At 39.0% G+C, this 20669-nt stretch carries 21 protein-coding genes; 16 read left to right on the forward strand and 5 right to left on the reverse strand.

The annotated features are described in order from the left end of the window. Positions 1-43 precede the first annotated feature (43 nt). The 4 genes from IGI67_RS12720 to IGI67_RS12735 all read right to left on the reverse strand — a co-directional run bounded on the left by IGI67_RS12720 (position 44) and on the right by IGI67_RS12735 (position 1702). Complete coding sequence (locus IGI67_RS12720) at positions 44-742, reverse strand: DUF2922 domain-containing protein (protein WP_429957938.1); 699 nt, start codon at positions 740-742, stop codon at positions 44-46. Between the two features lie 49 nt (positions 743-791). Beyond that, positions 792-1175 (reverse strand): hypothetical protein, encoded by a 384-nt coding sequence (locus IGI67_RS12725; RefSeq protein ID WP_429957939.1) that lies wholly within the window; start codon positions 1173-1175, stop codon positions 792-794. An 85-nt stretch (positions 1176-1260) separates the two neighbouring features. Further along, positions 1261-1473: a DUF2922 family protein gene (locus IGI67_RS12730; protein WP_429957290.1), complete on the reverse strand. Its 213-nt coding sequence runs from the start codon at positions 1471-1473 to the stop codon at positions 1261-1263. A 19-nt stretch (positions 1474-1492) separates the two neighbouring features. Beyond that, entirely contained in the window at positions 1493-1702 is a 210-nt protein-coding gene (locus IGI67_RS12735) for a hypothetical protein (RefSeq protein WP_429957940.1), read from the reverse strand. Between the two features lie 733 nt (positions 1703-2435). Here IGI67_RS12735 and IGI67_RS12740 point away from each other — a divergent pair. The 11 genes from IGI67_RS12740 (at position 2436) to IGI67_RS12790 (ending at position 12101) form a co-directional block, all read left to right on the forward strand. After that, entirely contained in the window at positions 2436-3242 is an 807-nt protein-coding gene (locus IGI67_RS12740; RefSeq protein WP_429957941.1) for a toll/interleukin-1 receptor domain-containing protein, read from the forward strand. A 571-nt stretch (positions 3243-3813) separates the two neighbouring features. After that, positions 3814-4617: a PTS mannose/fructose/sorbose/N-acetylgalactosamine transporter subunit IIC gene (locus IGI67_RS12745; protein ID WP_429957942.1), complete on the forward strand. Its 804-nt coding sequence runs from the start codon at positions 3814-3816 to the stop codon at positions 4615-4617. After that, positions 4610-5428 carry a PTS system mannose/fructose/sorbose family transporter subunit IID gene (locus tag IGI67_RS12750; protein ID WP_429957943.1) on the forward strand — a complete coding sequence of 273 codons (819 nt, stop codon included), beginning with the start codon at positions 4610-4612 and terminating at the stop codon, positions 5426-5428. The genes IGI67_RS12745 and IGI67_RS12750 overlap by 8 nt, the downstream gene beginning before the upstream one ends. Positions 5429-5452: 24 nt before the next feature. After that, on the forward strand, positions 5453-5929 hold the full coding sequence (locus tag IGI67_RS12755; protein ID WP_429957944.1) for a PTS system mannose/fructose/N-acetylgalactosamine-transporter subunit IIB: 477 nt from the start codon (positions 5453-5455) through the stop codon (positions 5927-5929). 29 nt (positions 5930-5958) lie between these two features. Next, positions 5959-6810: a MurR/RpiR family transcriptional regulator gene (locus IGI67_RS12760; protein WP_429957945.1), complete on the forward strand. Its 852-nt coding sequence runs from the start codon at positions 5959-5961 to the stop codon at positions 6808-6810. Between the two features lie 3 nt (positions 6811-6813). Then, positions 6814-7710 carry an N-acetylmuramic acid 6-phosphate etherase gene (murQ, locus tag IGI67_RS12765; RefSeq protein ID WP_429957946.1) on the forward strand — a complete coding sequence of 299 codons (897 nt, stop codon included), beginning with the start codon at positions 6814-6816 and terminating at the stop codon, positions 7708-7710. Positions 7711-7723: 13 nt separating this feature from the next. Continuing rightward, a complete protein-coding gene (locus IGI67_RS12770) occupies positions 7724-8671 on the forward strand; it encodes a serine hydrolase domain-containing protein (protein WP_429957947.1) in 948 nt (315 codons plus the stop codon). Positions 8672-8674: 3 nt separating this feature from the next. Further along, positions 8675-9100 carry a PTS sugar transporter subunit IIA gene (locus IGI67_RS12775; protein WP_429957948.1) on the forward strand — a complete coding sequence of 142 codons (426 nt, stop codon included), beginning with the start codon at positions 8675-8677 and terminating at the stop codon, positions 9098-9100. A 120-nt stretch (positions 9101-9220) separates the two neighbouring features. Continuing rightward, on the forward strand, positions 9221-9997 hold the full coding sequence (locus tag IGI67_RS12780; protein ID WP_429957949.1) for a sulfite exporter TauE/SafE family protein: 777 nt from the start codon (positions 9221-9223) through the stop codon (positions 9995-9997). Between the two features lie 445 nt (positions 9998-10442). Further along, positions 10443-11006 carry a helix-turn-helix domain-containing protein gene (locus IGI67_RS12785; RefSeq protein WP_429957950.1) on the forward strand — a complete coding sequence of 188 codons (564 nt, stop codon included), beginning with the start codon at positions 10443-10445 and terminating at the stop codon, positions 11004-11006. A 390-nt stretch (positions 11007-11396) separates the two neighbouring features. Then, positions 11397-12101: a DUF975 family protein gene (locus IGI67_RS12790; RefSeq protein WP_429957951.1), complete on the forward strand. Its 705-nt coding sequence runs from the start codon at positions 11397-11399 to the stop codon at positions 12099-12101. An 86-nt stretch (positions 12102-12187) separates the two neighbouring features. Here IGI67_RS12790 and IGI67_RS12795 read toward each other — a convergent pair whose 3' ends face one another. Beyond that, on the reverse strand, positions 12188-13639 hold the full coding sequence (locus tag IGI67_RS12795; protein ID WP_429957952.1) for a helix-turn-helix domain-containing protein: 1452 nt from the start codon (positions 13637-13639) through the stop codon (positions 12188-12190). 394 nt (positions 13640-14033) lie between these two features. Here IGI67_RS12795 and IGI67_RS12800 point away from each other — a divergent pair, with 394 nt between their 5' ends. The 5 genes from IGI67_RS12800 to IGI67_RS12820 are packed head-to-tail and all read left to right on the forward strand — an operon-like array spanning position 14034 to position 20531. Next, complete coding sequence (locus IGI67_RS12800; RefSeq protein ID WP_429957953.1) at positions 14034-14741, forward strand: WxL domain-containing protein; 708 nt, start codon at positions 14034-14036, stop codon at positions 14739-14741. A gap of 22 nt (positions 14742-14763) precedes the next feature. Beyond that, the gene (locus IGI67_RS12805; RefSeq protein WP_429957954.1) at positions 14764-15456 is read left to right on the forward strand and encodes a WxL domain-containing protein; all 693 of its coding nucleotides are present in this window, start codon (positions 14764-14766) and stop codon (positions 15454-15456) included. Positions 15457-15505: 49 nt separating this feature from the next. Beyond that, positions 15506-16570, forward strand: a complete 1065-nt coding sequence (locus tag IGI67_RS12810; protein WP_429957955.1) for a DUF916 and DUF3324 domain-containing protein — start codon at positions 15506-15508, stop codon at positions 16568-16570. 27 nt (positions 16571-16597) lie between these two features. Then, positions 16598-16957 carry an LPXTG cell wall anchor domain-containing protein gene (locus IGI67_RS12815; RefSeq protein WP_429957956.1) on the forward strand — a complete coding sequence of 120 codons (360 nt, stop codon included), beginning with the start codon at positions 16598-16600 and terminating at the stop codon, positions 16955-16957. Further along, on the forward strand, positions 16938-20531 hold the full coding sequence (locus IGI67_RS12820) for a WxL domain-containing protein (RefSeq protein WP_429957957.1): 3594 nt from the start codon (positions 16938-16940) through the stop codon (positions 20529-20531). The genes IGI67_RS12815 and IGI67_RS12820 overlap by 20 nt, the downstream gene beginning before the upstream one ends. Positions 20532-20669: the final 138 nt, after the last annotated feature.

Genomic DNA, 20669 nt, shown 5'->3' on the forward strand with positions numbered 1-20669 from the left:
ACGCAAAAGGTATTCAATTGTGAAAGGGCAGAAGTTGACTAAATTATTCTAGCTTATGCGACTGGCTATCTGGGTCATCCTTGTTTCGATTTTTCTTTCGCCGAAGCCAGGCAAGAAACCTTTTTCGTGTGCTGAGTTGCTCCGTTTCCTCAAGTTGTGTTGCTGAATTGGTTGTAGGGACGCTGGCAGAAAAATAATTATCATCGATTGTGTGCTTTAATCCACTTGTTTGATTTTTTATTATTAATGAAGGGTGATTACTCCTCGATTCTGCGGGTCCTTTCAATGCCTGTTCAAGCGCGTTTCTTGAGGAATTGTACAAATAGTCATAGCTTCTTCCTGCTTTGACAGGAGTGAATGAAGAATCATCCAGCTTAATTGAAGAGGTAGACATTTTTTCCTCTTTAAAAGACGGTTCAGTTATTGTTTCTTCTTTACTCGATTCTTTAGATGAATCCTCTCCATCATTTTTTGGTGCAGCTTCTTTACTAGGCTGCTCAGTAGGAGCTGCTGGATCATTCTCCACATCAAAAATATCGGTTTCGTACGTGGTGACGAACTTTGCCGTGACAACAGTATCAAATAGTTTTACGCCATTTTTTTCAAAAATATCCAATTGAGTCAGTAGTTCGCACGCTTCTTTGATCTGCTCTACAGGCAAATCCGCATTCACATTTTTATAGGTCCAGTCGTGTTCTTTGCCTAGACCGTTGGTAAAGGTCGTGACTAAATCATGGGTCATTGTTCTGCTTTCCTTTCATTCTTTTTTTTCTGCGTAGGTAGTTTTTTTATCAAGGTTCGTTAGTTTCTGTAGGACGAACTTTTGCAATAAGAGAACGGACAAGTGAGATGGCTTTTTCGCCAAAGTTACGGATCGGAAATACTCTTGCAGCTAATGAGCGCCATTCAGGTGCCATGAAATAATCTTGGAAATAATAGAAAAATCGTTTCATGGTGCGAGTGGCCTTGGTATTCATAAAAATCTCACGGACAAGATCCTTCAGAATGAAGGCAAACTCCTCCGCACCGAGTTGAAACCGCACGCGTAACGTCAAAATATATTTGATCGTTAGGCTGCTATTTTGAGTTTGGTAATAGTATTCAGTAATTCGTTTTTCTAAGGTCTTTGGTGTTAAGTTAAACAATTGTCGGCAAGTTAGTGTTTGTTCATTCATGGATCGTGTCCTCCTTATTTCTTGAGTTCTATATTTTTTTAGTTAGAGAAGCGGCGATTGCGCCACCGCTTCTCATTCACATGGTTTAAAAGATAATTGTTTCAACAGTTTCGACGTACTTTGCGCTGACGACTTGGTTGAACAGCTTTTCGTCGTCTTTCTTGAACAGACTTAACATCGTTAACCGTTCCAAGAATCCTCGAATTTCTTCAGGCGCTTTTCCTTCGCCGGGAGTTGGATAACTCCAGGTTTGCGAACGTCCTGTGCTGGTTTTAAAGATCGCTACTAATTTTTTCATTTCTGTTTTCCTCCATTTCCTAATTCTTCGTTACTCGTGATTGGCTAGTGATGATCACGCCGTCTACTAATGAGTCTTCGTGGTCAAGCGCTCTCATGATCTCACCTAGTTCGATGATTTCCGCTTCCTTTGGTTCGTCTACGACATTTGGGAAGGTCACTTTCTTTAATTTCTCTACACCAGGGACAGCGATCTGCACTTGTAATTTTGTACTCAACTTCTGAATCATAATGTAATACCTCCGTGTGTTTGATTTTTTGTATCGGCCGGTGACTACAAGATAATCGATTTTGAAAAAGAATGCGAACCGCAAAATTGCACTCAACCCCTCAATTTTGCAGGTTTAAAACGAAAGAATAGGCTTTATAGACTGTCAACAGGTAAATTTGAGGGGTCACGTGCAATTTTGCGACTTGAAAAGGAATCCGGCTATTTGTTATAATGTAAGGTTTTGACTTCTTAACAAACGAGTAGACAGTAACCCATCCACCCGTGAAAACGGGTGGATGGGTTACTGTGCGTCAAGAATCAATGAAAGAAGGCAATGAGTAGTTATCGATCATGAGCTAGTTGAGAAAAATCAATCATTCACACTATCTATGTGAATTGACCGTTAGGAGAATTTTAACTACCTTTGACGTGTTATATTCGTCCGTTTGAGAATTAAGAATAAATATTTATTATTATAAACAGTTATATTTTAATCTTTTTATTTGAATGTTTATTGAGAATTATACTAATTAATGTTAAATTATAAAGTGTGGAACAGATGTTATAAAATAAGGTAATGGGAGTTCAATTTGAATAATTGGATGAAGCAACACGGGCGTTACTGTAACCGAAGCTTTTCGGTCGGTATATTCAGTACTCCAAGTAAAAGAAGCGAAGTACCTTTAGTACCATGAAAAATAAGTTAGTTTAGATAACACTTGTGTTGTAGATATTTAAAGTGAGGGATAATAATGGGAAAAAAAGTATTTATTAGTCATTCAAGTAAAGATAGTTGTTATGCAGTTCATTTTGTGGAATTATTGAAAAGTTTTGGTTTTCAAGAGAAAGATATTTTTTGCAGTTCAGATTATTCTACAGGAGTCAATTATGGAGAACGAATTTTTGAACGCCTGAAAAGTGAACTGCAATATAAGCCTGTCATGATTTACTTATTGTCGAAAAATTATTATAAAAGTGTTGCCTGTTTAAATGAAATGGGAGCCTCTTGGGTGATGAGTGATGACCATTACCCTATAACATTACCCCATTTTGATGTAAAGGATATACAAGGGGCAATCAGTCACGATCGATTAAGCTTAGTTGCAGGAGAGCAATTTCAAGTAAAAGATTTATTTCGATTAATTCGAGAAGTTAGTTCGAGTGCTGATGTAGAGTGGCCAGAGTCAGTCGAATTAAATGCCATTGAATACGTAGAGCCTATTCAAAAGCAGTTGAATGAAGCATTTTTAGAAAGTGAATCATTGTGTCCTATTAAAGATGGATGGTTTGAGACAGTCTTGGGAGAACGAAGAGAGGTATTAGGAAAGTACAAAGATAAGGCTTTCTGTTTTGAGCTTCCAAAGACCATTTTGCCAAAACACTTGAAAGTAAATGATGAAGAAAATGAAAAACGGCAGTTTCTGTTTATTTGGAACACCCAAGGTGAATTTGAAAGTGGAGAAAAAGTTAAATTTCAATTGAAAGATAGCACACAAAAAAAATTTAAAGATATTGGACTATGTAGAAATATTTATGTGCATTCGATTGACAAAGTATGATGAATAGTTTGTCAGACTAATTCTACGAGAGTGGATTCTCTAGTAGGATTTTTGGTGAAAGAAGAAATTTCTAGAATTTTGCTGGAGAAAATTAGTGGAAAACAAGATTCAAATGATAAATAAGTGATTAAATGAATGCGAGTGGAAAAGTGTTAATCCTTGGGAATGGGATTTAAGCTTGAGCTGACGAAGAAATATAAAAAAGTAAATACGATACTCGATTATAAAAAAATCCAAATCTCCGAACGACATTGTACTATCGTTATTGATAGCTACAAGGTCGTTTGTTTTTTGTGATTATTCAATTGAAATACTGTTTTCAGGTATCAAAAGTTTAGAGCGATGAACAATTTATACTATATAATAAATTTTTGAATTTTCTTTAAGTATGATGTTCTAAGGACCCTAGAGAGTTTCTACTATCTGGTGATAGTACTAGATATTCAGTACAAAAACTAAAAGTAACGATATTTCATAAAAATATTTTTATAGCATTGTATTGAAATATCATTTCTTTTGAGTTATACTTTCGTTGTAATTGATAGCGTTAACATTTTGAGGAGGGAAAAAAATGCATCTATCATTAGCAATTATTTTAGTTTTGTGCTTCTACACAGTAATAGGAGTACTGGATCAAATCTCAATTCAAATAGGCCCATATACCCCATTGTTTGCTGCAGTTTTCACTGGGATGGTCATGGGTGATTTGAAAACAGGATTGATGATTGGGGCAACGTTGCAATTGATGACTTTAGGGGTTGCGACCTACGGTGGAGCGACAGTGCCAGATTTTCTATCAGGAGCGATTATGGGAACTGCGTATGCTATTATTTCTGGCAAAGGAGTCGAGTATGGTATCGGTATTGCAGTACCAATCGGGTTATTATTAACACAATTGGATATTTTAGGAAGAATGGCGAACACCTTCGTACAGCATCGTGCTGATCACTTTGCAGAAGAAGGTAATTATCGCGGTGTTGACCTTTGTAATGTTTTAGGAATATTGCCTTGGACCTTGTCACGAGTGATTCCGGTTTTTATCGGTCTTTATTTTGGAGAACAAGTAGTTAAAGTGATTAATGAAATGATTCCTGCTTGGATTATGACTGGTCTAAAAGCTTCTGGAGCTATTCTGCCAGCGATGGGGATAGCCATCTTGATGCGTTACTTGCCAATAAAAAAATATTGGCCTTACTTTTTAGTCGGATTTGTCATGTTAGCTTTTGGTGCAGAGTTTTTCTCAGTATTAGGAGTTGCTTTAGTTGGTCTAGCTTTAGCCGCGATGTATGTGATGAACCACAATAATTCGACACCTGCCGCAACAACAACTGGTGCAGTCTACGAAGATGATGAGGAGATTGAGATCGATGACTAAAAAAATAACTAAACAAGACATCAATAAAATGTATGTAAGAAACTTATTTGGATTTCAATGGGGTTGGAACTATGAAAAAATGCAAGGGCTTGGCTATGCATATTCTATGATGCCGATTATGAAACGTCTTTATTCAGATGATATAGAAAAAATGAAAATCGCTTTGAAGACACATCTTGGATTCTTTAATACAACACCTGCGATGTCTAGTTTGATTGTTGGAGCAGATGCAGGTTTAGAGGAAGAATTTGGAATGGAAGATCCTGAAGCGATTGTAGGTTTGAAAACAGGATTGATGGGACCTTTCGCGGGTGTTGGAGATACTGTCTTTATTGCGATTTATCGTGCGATTGTTTTTTCAATTGCTGCTTATATGGCTCAAGCAGGACAAGTTTTAGGTTTGTTGATTCCTTTGGTTACTGGTGGGGTAGTCTTATGGATTCGTTACAAATTTGTTCATCTTGGATTTGTGCAAGGGAAAAAAATTGCTACTGAATTTGCTGATAAGATGAAAATTTTTACCGAAGCAGCAGCTATTCTTGGTTTAACTGTTGTAGGCGGCTTGATTCCTTCTGTCATTACGTATAAATTGGAATTGGATTACAAAATGGGTGAAGTGACTCTCTCCGTTCAAGAAATGTTAGATAAAATTTTACCAGGCTTAGTTCCTTTAGCCATTGTATTTCTTTCTTATTGGTTATTAGGAAAGAAAAAAATGAACTCGACTCGATTGATTTTTGTTTTGATCTTATTAGGAATGTTATTAGGCAATATGCAGAGCATTTTAGGCGCTATCGGCGGCCTATTCTAAAACTATTTATTGGAGGAATAACAAATGAGTATTATTCATGCACGTGTGGATGAACGTTTAATTCACGGACAGGTTGCTACTGTCTGGACAAATTCTTTAGGAGCGCAACGTATCATGGTAGTAAATGATCATGCGGTGAAAGACCAGATTCAAATCGGTGCTTTAAAGATGGCAAAGCCGGTTGGAGTGAAATTGTCAATTTTATCCAAAAGAAAAGCGGTTGCGAATATTTTAGAAGGTAAATACGATGATGAAAAGGTTTTCTTGATTACTAAAAATATTGAAGATATGGGCGAGCTAATCAATCAAGGAGTTCCTTTGACTTCTTTCAATGTTGGGAATATTTCACAAAAAGAAGGTAGTAGAGCAATTAAAAAATCGGTAGCGGTGACGGATGAAGATATCGCCGTAATCAAGCAGTTAACAGATAAAGGGATCAAGATCACAGCCCAGATGATTCCTTCCGAGCCAGCTGACTCGATACTAACGTTCTTAAAATAATAGGATAAAACCACCAGGAGGAAAATGCGATGGAAGTACTAACTAAAATCAGAAAAGAATATGCAACATTCTCGAAAGTTAATAAACGAATAGCTGATCATATCCTTCATTTTCCAAATGAAGTGATTAAACAAACGGCTTCTGAAATAGGTGAGGCTTCTGAGTCATCTTCTGCTACGGTGGTTCGCTTTGTAAAGAAAATTGGCTATTCTGGACTGGAGGATTTAAAAGTATCATTAGCCTCGGAACAAGCAGTTAAGGAAAGCGAACATATTATTGATCCAATAGTTTCTAGCGATGATTCACTTGATGTTTTATGTGGAAAAGTTGAAACTTTAATCAAAGAAACTGCTACAGATGTTTTTGTGAGCATGGATAAAGATGCGTTGAAAAAGGCTATTGAAAGTGTTAAGCAATCTCGAAAAATCCATCTTTTCGGGATTGGCTCCAGCTCATTGGTCGCATACGACTTGTTCCATAAATTCAATCGAGCAGGCAAAGAAGCAAGCTTTGTTTTTGATACCCATATCGGACTTGAGACACTAACGTATGTTACTGAGAAGGATGTTGTTATTGCGGTAACCTATAGTGGACATACGAAAGAGATACTGTTAGCTTGCGAATATGCCAGACAAAAAGGGGCTCACCTAATAATTATTACTAGAAATAAGGGCAAACGTATTTCGAAGTTAGCGGATGAGGTTCTTTTAGTGCCTGATAATGAACATTTGCTGCGGGTAGGTGCTATCTCTTCTTTGTATGCGTCGATGATTGTTGGAACAGTTCTTTATTTAGGAGTTATTCAAGAAGATATTGAGAACAGTATTGAAGAAAATATGATTATCACTAAAAATTGGGTTAGCCCACTAAAGGAAGAATAATGTATGAAAATTAGTCACTTGGCGACAGAACGACGAAACGAAAATAGTATGAATATAGATCGAATGGCTACGATTGACCTTGTCCAAACAATTAATAATGAAGATAAAATGGTAGCAGATGCCGTTGAAAAGGTTCTACCAAATATTGCTGAAGCGATTGATCTGGGCGCAGAAAGATTCAATGCAGGAGGACGCTTAATCTATATAGGTGCGGGAACTTCGGGCCGCTTAGGTGCTTTAGATGCCATTGAATTAACACCAACCTATAGTGTTTCTCCTAAAAGAGCATTTGGTATTTTAGCTGGCGGTAAGGAAGCGATGTACGCTGCGGTTGAAGGAGCTGAAGATTCTGTAGAATTGGCAGTGAAAGATTTAAAGGATGTTCGCTTAACAGAAAATGATGTAGTCATTTCGATTGCGGCAAGCGGAAGGACACCATATTCACTTTCTGCTATTGAATATGGAAATGAGATCAACGCACTAACTATTTCTGTTACTTGTACAGCGGACAATCCAATGAGTCGGGCGGCACAAGTGGCGATTGCGCCGATCGTTGGACCGGAAGTAATCACTGGTTCGACAAGAATGAAAGCGGGTACTGCACAAAAAATGGTTTTAAATATGCTTTCTACAGGAATTATGATTAAGACCGGAAAAGTTTATCAAAATCTGATGATCAATGTGCAACCGACGAATAAGAAGTTGATTGAACGCTCAATCAATATTTTAATGCAAGCTCTTTCAATAGAACGTGATGAAGCGGCAAAACTTTTTGAGTCTGCTGATAATAAAGTCAATGTTGCTATAGTTATGCATGAAAATCAATTATCTGCTGAGCAGGCAGTATCATTTTTAGCAGAAAATGATAATCGGATTTTTCATAAGGCTTATGGAAAATAGTCTACAGGAATTTATGAGGAGAAGTAAAATCAGTGGGTTATCTGCCGCTCAAATCGATGTAGTCAATAAAGATTTTTATCTTGGTGTTATGGGGAAAGTTCCGCCATTTGCAACTATTCCAGTAGCGGCAGGAATGCTATATGACTTGGCTTCTTTGACCAAAGTCCTCGGTACGACGACACGCATCCTACAAATGATTGATTCTGGATTGCTGAATCTGCAGATAGAATGCCGTGAGGTTTTGCCAGAGTTTCCGAGATTGCGAATGACTATTGAGGATTTACTATTGCATCGAAGCGAACTACCTTCCGATTTTAAAGAAAAACAGTTGTTCACTGAGGAAACAATGTATTCCTTTTTAAAAGATTTTACACCTTATAAAACTAATGAAACGATTTATTCCGATATCGGTTATTTGTTACTAGGTTTAGTGATAGAGCAAATTGATGATCAAAATCTAGAAAATACCTTCAAAAGGCATATTTTTGAACCTTTGGGAATGAAGAACACCACTTATTATCCAGATTTTCAGCAATTTATCCTACCAACAGAAATCACTACTTCAAGGGGGATCATCTTAGGGACCGTTCATGATTCAAAGGCAAATCGTTGGTCACGTCCTGCTGGGAGTGCCGGATTATTTGCGCCATTAGAAGACATTATTCGCTTTACACAAGGAGTTATGCTGAATAAAAAAATGGATGGAAGTCAGTTGTTTTCGACAGACATCTATCAAAAACTGAGAGATGTCTCGATTTCTAATCGAACTCTAGGATGGGAAAAGTCTTTTGGCGAAGGGATTATATATCATACTGGATTTACGGGAACGTCGATGGGCATCGATTTAGTAAAACAACGAGGATTGATTTTATTGACCAACCGTGTTCATCCATCAAGGGAGAATACAGATTATTTAACGTATAGACATAAGTTATATCAAGATTTTTTTAAGGGAGCGTAATTAATGAGACCTACATTGATTGTTACTAGTCACGGGGATATGGCAGCAGAAACCTTAAGTTCTGCCAAAATGATTGTTGGCGAAACGGAAAAAGTATTTGTTGTTTCTATGAGAGATGATGACGGACTGGTAGGAACAGCAGAAAAATTTGACGCAATCCTTGCTAAATTGAGCCCAGAAACAGAAATAGTTGTACTTGCAGACCTAAAAGGCGGCACACCATGTAATGTAGCTATGATGAAAGCGTCAACTCACCCTACTATGGAGGTTGTTTCGGGTCTGAATTTGGGTATGTTGATTGAAGGATTGTTTTCTCAAATGGAAACTGCTCAGGACTTGGCAAAGTATTTAGAAAATATAGGAAAAAATGCAGTTAGTCATCTTGAGAAGGTTGTACCCGATGAAGATGATGAGGAATATGAAGAATAATCCAAAAAGAGGTTGTGCCAAATTAATTGGTACAACCTCATTTTCTGAGGTTGTTTCTTGTAATAAAAATGATCCATCAAGCCTATCTTCATTGATATTTAAAGAAAGGAGGTTGAATTAATGATCGGACTTTTATATTTTTTTGTTATTATCCTCGCTAATTCAATCGGGGCTGTGTCTGGTATGGGAGGCGGGGTAATCATTAAACCTGTCTTTGATTTAATCGGTGCGCATTCAGTTGCATCAATTTCTTTTTATTCAACGATTGCTGTATTCACCATGTCAATTTCTTCAACATTGAAGCAGCTAAAGAGTGGTCAAGTCTTTGATATGGGAACGATTTTTTGGATATCTGGAGGAGCAGTTCTTGGAGGTATATTAGGAAATTTCTCCTTTGAACGATTATTGGCAAATTTGGGAAGTGAAAAACAAGTGACGATGATCCAAATTTTACTAACGATAATAACATTGGTTTTTACGTTCCTTTATTCGAAATATGAATGGCGGAGCTATACATTTAGGGCTCCTATCTTTTATTTTGTCTGCGGATTACTGCTAGGATTTTTGGCAAGCCTCTTAGGGATAGGTGGAGGGCCAATTAATGTTTCTGTATTGATGTTGCTATTTGGATTTCCAATAAAAAAGGCAACCAGTTATTCGATTTGTACGATTTTCTTCTCTCAGTTAGCAAAGCTTGTATCCATTGCCGTAGGCTCGGGATTCTTACAGTATGACTTAACGATGCTGTATTTTATTATTCCAGCAGCTATTTTAGGAGGGATTTTTGGAGCGAAGCTTAGTCAATTGCTTCCGTCCAAAAAGGTTGCTTTTATTTTTCAATCGGTAATTCTACTTGTACTGGGTATCAATTTATTTAACTTTATTCAGCTTTTATAATTATATCCATCGATTACTAATTTTAAGAATATTAGAAAAATTTTTTTAAGACCATTTCGCAGTTATGAGATAAAAATAAACTGATTAAGTTTTCTATGCAATAGATTGACTGTTTTCCTTCTTTTTATTTTTGTAGGGATTAATTGAAATCCCCTAAGTATTTTCTGAGCAAACTTTATCTTAAGCAGTATGGATAGTATCACTTGATTTGAAAAGTAAAATCATTAATTGCATTTTCCTTTACTGAGAAAGTATACTGGTTGCTTCAACAACTATCCAAAATTTTATTTAGATAGATGTGATTCCAAGTTATCATTTATTTAGAATGAAACACCGCCACATCAACGATGCTTGCAATTCGAGCTTGTCTTTTTTGCGATGCTTTGGTACGTTGCTTGTAGAGTAGCTTTTCAACGGTTAGTTTTGATGTAGGGGGAATGTTCAATTGCTAGGAGAAAAATTAAAAGCACAGCGGCTGTCTTTGGGATTGACTCAACAGGAGGTCGCGGAGCATCTGCATGTATCGCGGCAGACGGTCTCGAATTGGGAGGTGGGGAGAAATTTCCCTGATATTCCCATGATCATTTCGATTAGTGATTATTACCACATCTCCTTAGATGAATTGTTGAAAGGTGATGAAGGATTCATGGAAAAAATGAAGAAGGATGCGGAGCTGGTCAAACGGACCAAGCGGCGGAAGGTTTTTGATGGAGTATTTGTCGGGCTGTTGCTGCTGACGGTTCTTTTTGCTTTTGTAGTGAGCCGCCTACCAGAGGTTGCCGATCAAAAACTGTGGCCGATGCTGGTGGTGGGCGTAGTGTTCATCTTTTCGATCGTTCGCTTTTTTATAGTCATCCCCAAAGAGGATGCCGTCAGCGGAATGCAGGCGCCTTTGATTATTCCGAAATCATTTGGTGTTGGTTGGGCAATCAACCCGTATCATCCATTAGGCAAGGTGCTACTGATCGGAATTTTTATTGCCATCGAGGTTTTGATTTTTTGGGGATAATTAGGAAGGGCTTTGCGAATGTGCTTAATAGCAGTTCGCAAGGCTTTTTTCGCGTGGTGTTATGTCTGTCTGAGTCAGTCAATGAAATTTTTTTGCATGACTTTTCTATTTAGTGAACGAAGAGGAATAATAGTGAGCTCAGATGAAAAAAGTGAAAGACGAAATAATATTTATTTGTTCAGTTTATTAAATAATAATAAGGATGCTCTCTTTTCGAAAGAAAGGTTTTCATGAAAATGAATAAGAAAATCTTTAAAATCAAAGTAAATAATATTATAAACTGTAATTTTAAGGATGTTCAAACTCTGTTAAATAGACAAAAATGTAATTATTTTTGTTATTGAAAGGATTTTCGTATATTGCTATAATAAGAAAATAGGGGGTGAAAAAATGAAAACATCAAAGGAGTTAAAACAAGAAGCTAGAATGATCTTGCAGGGAAGATGGGGTAAAGCAGTTCTATTGAATGTCATACCGAGTCTGATAATTATTGGATTCTCGTTGGTATTTATAGTACCTGCTGTAGTCTCTCAAGTCATTACAGTGATGAGCATGAACAACGGCTACTATGATTATGCGGCTACAGCTGGAACGGGCAATTATGGAACCGTCAGCAGTTTCTTTTCTATGGTAGTTGGTGCGCTATTTACAAGTGGGATTTCGTGGACCTACCTTGATCTAATCAGAGGGACTCGAAGTGAGATTTCGCCACTGAAGGATGCGCTGCGGGCGTTTAATGGGAAAACGCTGGTAACCGTTGCTATTTTAGCTGTACTAGTTAATTTATTTAGCGGATTATGGGGACTTCTGCTAATTATTCCAGGTATTGTAAAATCTTATTCTTATTCTCAAAGCTACTATATTTATTACGATAGTACTTTGAACGAGAAAGAAGGGCTTAGTGCCTTAGACACGATTACGGCTAGTCGAAAAATGATGAATGGCTATAAGGGAAAATTATTCTTATTGGATCTTTCTTTTATCGGTTGGCACATTCTTTCTATTGCAACGTTAGGTTTAGGGTATTTATGGCTATCGCCGTACATTCAGGTAACGAAATCGGCTTTCTATGAAAATTTAGCTAAAAATGATTAAGTGTGATTAATAAATAGATCAAACAAGAAGAAGCGAATTGGACAAAATGTCTAGTTCGCTTCTTCTTTTGCTTTTCATACTATCGTTTATTGTTTGGTGATTTTATCGGTGTAGAGGTTATACAGGACAGAAAACAAATCGTTCTTTGCTTCATGGGAAATCTCATTCGTGCCGACTAAAAAGAAGGCTGATGTATGGTCTGGGATCAAGGCTTCGAATGTGCTGATGAATAGATCGATCTCCGAATCTGGTTGATTGCTAAAGGAAACATCCACGAACGAAAAGAGGGCTAAGAATTCTTGTAGTTCGGACATTATCCTCTGATTTGGGATGGGCACGATAGCGACTTTAACGTTCGCTGATTTCTTCACTACATAGGCCTGTAAGACATGGTAAACATATTTATAGAACTCGTAAGGATAATCAGAAAGCCACTCAAATCCTTCCTTGGTTGAAATTTTCGAGAAAAAGGTTTCCACAGGCACGATCGTCTGGGGTGTGAAATTTGGAAACAACACCTCATAGTTCGAAAATTCCTTCATCCAGGGCAGCGGTCTATGATTGAGCGAGAAGCTAAAAAAGATCGATATCAGATTGACTAGCGGAAGCATCGTGTCTTGCTGGACCTTCAGATCCACTCGTTTAAATAATCGATCTATTATAGGGATAAATTTACCGTCCCCTTTCTTTTCCAGATAGTAGGATGAAAGATCTTTTACTCGAACATCGTCTTTATGATAATAGAGGTTCGAAAAATAAAGCTGAAAGGCTAAGCTTCTCACTTCTGCCTCTAGATAGGTATTCGAAGGGACAAAATCGCTTAAATAGTCAGTTAATATATTGATGGTTTTGCTAGGGATAAAATCATCAACTGGTAGGGAGCTCTTTTCAGGAAAGCCGCCCTGTATTCTAAGCTTTGCAATTAGAAGAATCGTCAGAATATCATCATTATTGATGTAAGAACAATCGGCAATCCCCAGCTGTTTCAAGACCGCTTCTTCTTTTTGCGTAACCTCTTCTACCTCCAGTATTCCTTGGCCTAACGAACAGGCCCAAAGGATTGTGTGAAACAGCATCCTTATTTCGTACTCATTTCCTTCGAGCCTCATAGAGGACAAATTTATTTTTATCTCAAATTTTTTTAAAAAGGTTAAAAATGGCTGCAGCGTTCTTCGGATGGTTGACGTGCTGATGAAATTGGCACTACAAAAATCATTCAGTGTTTTCCCGGGATGCAGCAAGATAAATAGAATGAAATTGTAGGGAAGTGATTTGCGCAATAAAAATTGATTGTAGCGATTCATATCGAATGCTTTTTTCGACCAAATGATCTTTCCATTCTTATCAAACAGCTCGTAACCAAAGAGTGATTCTAAGTCTGCGGCAATTTTCTCCAACAGTTGATAGACGGTATTTTTTGAAAACCGGAACAGTTTGATGACAGAGCTAATAGGATATCTGCCGTCCTCCAATTTATTCATTTCAAAGAAAATCTCCAATTTTTTCTTTGATTCGTCACTTAATAATATTGATTTCATCCATTTCTCCTTAAAAGTGTATTATTGGTTCGTTCATAATAACAAAGTGTTTTATTAATGAGAATAAATCTTTTTTCATTTTTTAACTATTATTTGACCAATAAGTAATAAAAAAACTAGCTACTTTAGACTTATTATAAAAAGAAGTCTGTTATTTCAACGTTTCGAAAATAGAAAACTACTAAAAAAACCGTGATTATCGTTAATTTAATTGATAAAACAAATATTTACAGTAATATACTTTTATTGTTACACTATTTTTGTAACTAATTCATCAAAAATGCAAATAAAATAATTTTTTTATAATTTAATTTCTTTTTGAACAATTAAATCTAGGGAATGTTTCCTTTCTCGCTAATAAAAAAATTATGTGTTGCTTAAGGAGGTGAACTGAATGAAAAAAAGGATGTTTGGAAAGATGTTCTTTGTAGGGCTTGTCGGAATAAGTGTCGGTTTTAATGCTTTAGGGTATGCGGCAGTAAGCTCTGATGGAGAAATCAACTTAGTGGAGAATAAATCTCCGACGGCACCTAAAGATCCATTAGATCCTTCGAAGCCGCAAGAGCCTGCAGACCCAAACAATCCACCAACAAATGAGAAGGGGCCGTTATCAATCGATGCTGCTCCAAAAGGCTTCTACTTTGGTACACAGAAGATGTATCATGCAGCTCATGAGTATAAGGCAGAGGGTCTCGCTGATCACAGGCAGTGTTTGCAGGTGACGGATAATCGAGAGGCTGAGACCTATGGGTGGACGTTGAAGGTTCGGCAGGATGGCTACTTGCGGGATGAGAAGACGAATTATGAATTAAAGGGTGCTACCTTGACACTTCCTGCAGGGGAAGCAAGGAATAGAAACAATGGAGCCGGCTCGACTGAGCTTGCGTTTGATTTAGTCACTTACGGTGTTGAAGTAGGCAGTGAAGAAAAGGTTGTCTTTAGCGCTCCGAGTGACTCGGCAAAAAAGGCAGGGAAATCGACATCAACGAATTCTTGGCAGTCTCAAAGTGTGTCTCTCAACATCCCGAAAGATACAGCGAGAGCTGGTAATTATTCAAACAAAATATATTGGATACTAACTGATGGCGGTCCAACTAATTAAAAAAGGAGAATTTATTTTTATTATGAAAAAGACGAAATTAATGGTTGCAGGTTTAATGATTAGCACAATGCTTTTAGGAGGAGTCTCTTCAGCATTTGCGGCAGACTCAACAGGTACGATCGAATTTACTGAGAATAAAGGCGGAGGCGATCCAAGTGATCCGGAAGAACCGGATGAAAAAAATCCAGATCCAGTTAAGCCGACACCTGAGGTAGGTCCTTTGATCTTGAAGGTTGTTCCGATCTTCGACTTTGGTTCTCATGAAGTAAACCAAGCGGGCGGTACTTACGATGATACTGAAACGGTAACGAACTATCTTGAGGTTCGTGATAACCGTGATGCTGGAATGAACGGCTGGTCTGTAACGGCAAGCCGTACAGAATTTACTAGCGGATCAAAATCGTTAACGGGTTCAGCTTTAGCGTTGCCAAAAGGGGTCGTACGTAACAGTATCGCAAATGCGACACAAGGAAATGCAGCAACAACCGATGCAATCGCTGATGACACAATTTTAGCGACTGCAGCAACTATTCCTCTAACAGGTTCAACTGTTGAAGTATTGAAAACAGTGAAAAGAAATGACCTGATCGGTAAAGGCAATACAACTAGCAACATTGCAGAAACAACGCCAGCGTCATTGACTGTAGCACCAGGTACGGCTGCTATTGGAACATTCACGTCAACGATCACTTGGACTGTGACTGCTGCGCCATAAAAGTTAGTATCACAATAGTGAATATAGTAGTTGGAAAGGAAGAGCATTTGTGAAACGTTTAAGTCAACTTTTTTTTACGCTGGCGTTCATTCTTACAGTGACGCCTGCTGCCACAGCATTTGCGGAAGAAGAAGGTGAAAGTGCCGGATATAGTGTCGCTAAAGTAGCGCCAACCACACCTCAAGTAGATGAAGCTAGTTCATTTTATGATTTGTTAGTCAAGCCTGGGGATGAAATCGAGATTCAAGCAGAGGTGACGAATCATAGTTCTTCTGAGGCAAAAATTAAAATGGGCGACTATACGACCTATACAAATTCTAATGGCGAGATAAATTACTCGGCGCCTTTAGCAAAGAAGAAAAAGGACAAAAGTCTAAAGATTCCTTTTTCCGATATTGCAGAAATCAAAGGAGCGTCTGCCGAGACGCTTTCACCAGGGGAGAAAAAAGTTGTTGCGATGAAAATAAATGTTCCGCAGGATGCGCCGGAGGGTGTCATTTTAGGGTCATGGTATTTTGAAAAGGAGGATCAAGCTTCTTCTGATCCTAAAAAAGAGGAAAAGAAAAAGACAGGGATCAATATTGAGAATCGCTTTGCTTATGCGATGGCTGTTAAATTAACGGTTCAAAAAGAAATAGCCGCTCCAAATATGAACTTGTTAAAGGTCTTTCCTGATTTGAACAATTATCAGAAGGTTATCAACGCCAATGTTCAAAATGACCAGCCCGCGATTATTTCAAACCTGAATTTCACTGGGAAAGTAACCAAAAAAGGCAGTTCCCGTGCGTTGATTACAGGGCAATTGAAGGATCGTAAAATGGCACCCAATTCCAACTTTAATGTGCCATTTTTCTTAGGAAAGGAACCATTAAAAGCGGGAAAATATACGCTTCATTTGAAAGCAACAACTACGGATTCTAAGTGGGAGAAAAAGACGTGGCAGTGGACCAAGGATTTTACGATCACAAGAGAAGAAGCGGACAAGTTGAATGAAGAAGCGATCAATGATCCAGAACCTGAGCCGAACTATCTGATCTATCTTTTGATAGCGATCATTGGCTTATTGGTGATTTTATTACTCGTGGTTCTATTTCGTAAGAAGAAGGAAAAATGATGAATCAAATGGGAGGAAGATCAAGCGATGAAACGTCTTTCAGTAATCGTCAGTTTAGCTTTACTGGGGTTTCTTTTAGCAGCTTCTCCTGTTCCGGCAAAGGCTTCGACATCTAATGCTGAATCAGAAACGACGATCCAGCTATCTGGTTGGGGAGATGAGGCGGAGGATACGAAAAATAATGAAGCAAGTGGTTCAAACACTGCCAATCTTCCTAAAACCGGCGGCGGCTCACGCTCTACTTTATTAGGAAAAGTATTACCGAAAACAGGAGAGCTGCTAAGCAGTAAACTGTTCCTTTCGGGAATGGTCCTTGTTTTAGGCATACTATTTTTCGTCTTTAAAAAACGAAGTGAGGAGGAAACGAATGAAGCACAAAATTTCTAGCCTATTTTTCAGCTTAATCTTAGTGCTAAACGTTCTCCTTCCTTTTGGTAGTGCAGTTGCAGCAGAGAGCGATCCGGCTGTCATCGACCCGCAGGTACAATTATTAGTGGATGGTGGTTCTAATGTATCACTCGATGTGAAAACTGAGCAGCTTTCCTTGGAAATTCATTACACCCCTGTCGAATTAGATCAGCAGGAGCGTCAAAAAGATCGTTTACAGCTTGAGCTTCCAAAAGGGATATCCTACTCGGAAGAAAAAAATCAGCATGCAAAAGAAGCGATCATCGTTGATGAACAGACGAAAGTGTTGGAGCTTGATTTGCAGAAGTTAAACAGCGTGAACTTAATGCTTGATATTGATTTTGATACTTTATCCAATCAAACATCAATAGAAGGGACGCATGCGGTAAATGATCAAGTGATTGGCAAAACTGAGGCTTTGCAAATTGAAAAAGAGGTTGTAACGGAAGCGGATGAAGCAGCAACAGAAGATACAAAAGAAGAAGCGCCATCCGCCGTAGAAGAAGATAAAGAAGTGGATGCAGCATCCGAAGCTGAAGAGGAAAAGCCTTCAGAAAAACGTACGACACGAGCAGCGTTGGACCTGGGTATTCCAACGACAAGAACATTGCCTGTCGCTCAATTAACGGATGGACAATTTGATAATGTGAGCTATTTTGATGTAGGCTCTCGGGCTGAATGGGATGCGGCATTGTCTGTTGGTGTCAGCGCCACAAATGCAGGTAACAACAACAATAAGACAGAGATAACCTACATCAATCTCACGGACAGCTTTAAAATGACCGATAAAACAAGCGGCGCGAGTACCGCGGATATTCGTACGAACCGCAGTGATAAAAAACTGGTCGTTAATGGAAACAATCAAACCATTGATTTTCGCGACATCACCTTCTATTTTAATTCAAGTGACTGGGACGTCGTTTTCCAAAACGTGACGGTTTACAACGGAAATGACTGGGGAGTTGCCGATATGTGGAATCCCGGCCAAAAAACGATAGTAACGGTTCATAATTATACGCAATATGGCGCTCAGGCTTTTGAAGGTGCCAGAGGGAAGCTGATTCTTTCTGGGGATACGTCGCTGGAAAGCTCACCGACAGAATCTTATATCTCTCCGATTGATGGGAATGATATTACCATCGACAAGCGCTACACTGGCGGAAGTGCCAATGTTGCGGTTGGGGAAATCTACGTTAAGGCGGGTTCCAATATTATGGTGGATAACGGTCGCTTAGGAGCGAATTTCGTTTTCTATCCTAAAGGAAACTTCTATGCGGAAGACGGTGCAGGCACGAAAATCACATTGAGTAATTTGAAAACACCGACTAAAACGGGACCTTGGAGTACAAATGATTATGCGCCAGGAAGTATTTCGCTTGTTTCAAATCTGGCAAGCAGTACGAATACTTGGCCGAGTAACTATCGTCCTGCTTCATTAATAGGGAGAGAAGATAGTATCTATTTTGGCGATAACACAGAGGTAGAGATTCATAACGGCGCGCCTAGAAGAGATCATGCGACGGTACTTCAAGTGGAGAGAGCTGGCGGTACGATTGAATTAGGCGAAAATGCAAGTTTTACGGGAATGGTAGATGAGACTACGGCACCGAGTGGTGAAGACGAAACACCGATCTATTTCAGTAGTTCAGGGTCAATCAGGCTTGGAAAAAATGCAGCCTTTGATTTGAAAATTGGTGAAACGAATGATCCATCTAAAGCGGTAGGTGACGCTATTTCTTTTGCTGGTGGAGCTAATCTTGAGTTAGCCGAAGGATCGATGTTCAAATTACAAAGTGCCAGCGGCAATGCCGACGGTCTTTTAAAGATGACTACCGCGGGTTCAGCGATCAATATTGCGGACCAAGCCACCTTTGACATTGGATTTACTCGTCCATCAAACGATCCCTTGTTCTCACTAAATGGTACGTTGAGCATTCCCGCAACAAATGGCTATGTGCATCGAATTCGTTTGTGGGATAACGGTGAGTTTGATGAAGCAACTCCATCTAATAGCTTCCATCCGTTAGACAATACCAAGATTACGTATAGTAGAACAACGCTAGGATCGAAAACAACAAGTTTAGCAGTTGGCTTTGTCGATAACGGGACTGTTAGTGAATTTAATACTAAATATACGTCTAATGCACAGAGGTTAATCGTTGATCCGGTCGTATTTGATGTGAAGACGATTGATGATCTTACCAATGAAGCGAAAACAGAGTATAGGGTTGTTGGAACTGCGGAGCCGCCCGGTGGAAAAGTGGAAGTATCCGGCGGACCGTTGGATTTTCTACCGGCTGATCAGAGACAGGTAGTGGTTCAAGCGGATGGAAGCTATGAATGGAAGGGCAATCTGTCCCGACCGTTTTATTGGGGAGAAACCATCAAAGCAAGCTATGTCGGTCATCCAGATAAGTATTTTAAGACAGTCGTAGCAGACGTAACGAAGCCTACAGGGAAAGGTCGAACGATTCATGTTGTGGAGGGAGATGAGATCCCTCCTGTCAAAGATTTCATTGCGAATGTTGAAGATACGAATGCTTTGGAAACGGATAAAGACAAATTTGGCTATACCTATGTTGGTAATGGGATTGCTTCAGGTGGGACAGCAGCGATTACGAATGGTCAGGATATGCAAGAATATACTGAGCAAGTAATCGTTGATGATACTCGCGGAAATGATTCTGATCCAGTAGATGTGAAGCTGGTCGTCCATAAGGCGGACACGATCGACACTATTTTAGCGAATGATTTGACTGTTCGCTGGAGCGATGTTTCAGGCTTTACTGTCGGTTCAACGAATTATGCAGACTATTTAAAAAGGGTCATGGGTGCTAAGGCGCAAACAATCATTGACGGTGATTTGATTGACCTGGAAGTTGAAGTAGATAATAGTGCTTCCATTCCGAATACAGCAGGCGGTCCTTATGTTGTGAGCTTTGTGGTTCGGGCGACTGGAGCAAATAAATTACCTTCTGACTTGAAAAAAAACGTGAATTTGACTATAATACTGAACTTAGTTGAACCGAGAGATCCTTCTGTATCGGACCCAAGTGACAAAGAAAACGAGGGGACAGGTGCACATGGTGAGCTTCGTTTAGACTATGTTCCATCGGCGTTCGATATCGGAACGAAAGAAGTTCAATGGAAAGACACAGAGTATCAAGCACAAGGAACATCCGATCAGTGGGTGCAGGTCGCGGATGAGCGGCCTGCAATGTCGGGCTGGACATTAAAAGCAGCAGCCACATCCTTTGTTTCAGGCGCAGATCAGCTGAACGGTGCTACGCTGATACTGCCTAGCGGTGATATGTACAACAAAAAAACAGCAGCAGCTATGAATCCAAGCGGGTTGAGTTCTAATGGTGAAGTTGCGTTGACCTCAACCCCCTCTTCTGTTTTCAAAGGCGATGGTGAAAACTCTAAGGATGAATCCACCTATGTTTGGAAGAAAAATCAAGTGAAATTGAAGGTTCCAAAAGGTCAAGGCAAAGCTGGGAAAACCTATCAATCAACGATTACTTGGACAGTTGAAGCTGGAGTAACGAATTAACCACCGATGAATAAAAGATTTGTCGTCTAGAGCCGTTAGCGGTTCTAGAGGACTACATAGAAAACTGAATACGAGTTATTTAGAAAGTGAAGAGGGGCTTACCGCTCAGCTACTGTATGGAATGAATCACAGTAGCGA

It is taken from the genome of Enterococcus sp. AZ196, assembly GCF_050498845.1.
Classification (GTDB): Bacteria; Bacillota; Bacilli; order Lactobacillales; family Enterococcaceae; genus Enterococcus_A; species Enterococcus_A murrayae.

Coding starts and splice junctions, on each gene's coding strand:
- IGI67_RS12720 (WP_429957938.1), bottom strand. CDS start 742: ATGACCCATGATTTAGTCACGACCTTTACCAACGGTCTAGGCAAAGAA.
- IGI67_RS12725 (WP_429957939.1), bottom strand. CDS start 1,175: ATGAATGAACAAACACTAACTTGCCGACAATTGTTTAACTTAACACCA.
- IGI67_RS12730 (WP_429957290.1), bottom strand. CDS start 1,473: ATGAAAAAATTAGTAGCGATCTTTAAAACCAGCACAGGACGTTCGCAA.
- IGI67_RS12735 (WP_429957940.1), bottom strand. CDS start 1,702: ATGATTCAGAAGTTGAGTACAAAATTACAAGTGCAGATCGCTGTCCCT.
- IGI67_RS12740 (WP_429957941.1), top strand. CDS start 2,436: ATGGGAAAAAAAGTATTTATTAGTCATTCAAGTAAAGATAGTTGTTAT.
- IGI67_RS12745 (WP_429957942.1), top strand. CDS start 3,814: ATGCATCTATCATTAGCAATTATTTTAGTTTTGTGCTTCTACACAGTA.
- IGI67_RS12750 (WP_429957943.1), top strand. CDS start 4,610: ATGACTAAAAAAATAACTAAACAAGACATCAATAAAATGTATGTAAGA.
- IGI67_RS12755 (WP_429957944.1), top strand. CDS start 5,453: ATGAGTATTATTCATGCACGTGTGGATGAACGTTTAATTCACGGACAG.
- IGI67_RS12760 (WP_429957945.1), top strand. CDS start 5,959: ATGGAAGTACTAACTAAAATCAGAAAAGAATATGCAACATTCTCGAAA.
- murQ (WP_429957946.1), top strand. CDS start 6,814: ATGAAAATTAGTCACTTGGCGACAGAACGACGAAACGAAAATAGTATG.
- IGI67_RS12770 (WP_429957947.1), top strand. CDS start 7,724: ATGAGGAGAAGTAAAATCAGTGGGTTATCTGCCGCTCAAATCGATGTA.
- IGI67_RS12775 (WP_429957948.1), top strand. CDS start 8,675: ATGAGACCTACATTGATTGTTACTAGTCACGGGGATATGGCAGCAGAA.
- IGI67_RS12780 (WP_429957949.1), top strand. CDS start 9,221: ATGATCGGACTTTTATATTTTTTTGTTATTATCCTCGCTAATTCAATC.
- IGI67_RS12790 (WP_429957951.1), top strand. CDS start 11,397: ATGAAAACATCAAAGGAGTTAAAACAAGAAGCTAGAATGATCTTGCAG.
- IGI67_RS12795 (WP_429957952.1), bottom strand. CDS start 13,639: ATGAAATCAATATTATTAAGTGACGAATCAAAGAAAAAATTGGAGATT.
- IGI67_RS12800 (WP_429957953.1), top strand. CDS start 14,034: ATGAAAAAAAGGATGTTTGGAAAGATGTTCTTTGTAGGGCTTGTCGGA.
- IGI67_RS12805 (WP_429957954.1), top strand. CDS start 14,764: ATGAAAAAGACGAAATTAATGGTTGCAGGTTTAATGATTAGCACAATG.
- IGI67_RS12815 (WP_429957956.1), top strand. CDS start 16,598: ATGAAACGTCTTTCAGTAATCGTCAGTTTAGCTTTACTGGGGTTTCTT.
- IGI67_RS12820 (WP_429957957.1), top strand. CDS start 16,938: ATGAAGCACAAAATTTCTAGCCTATTTTTCAGCTTAATCTTAGTGCTA.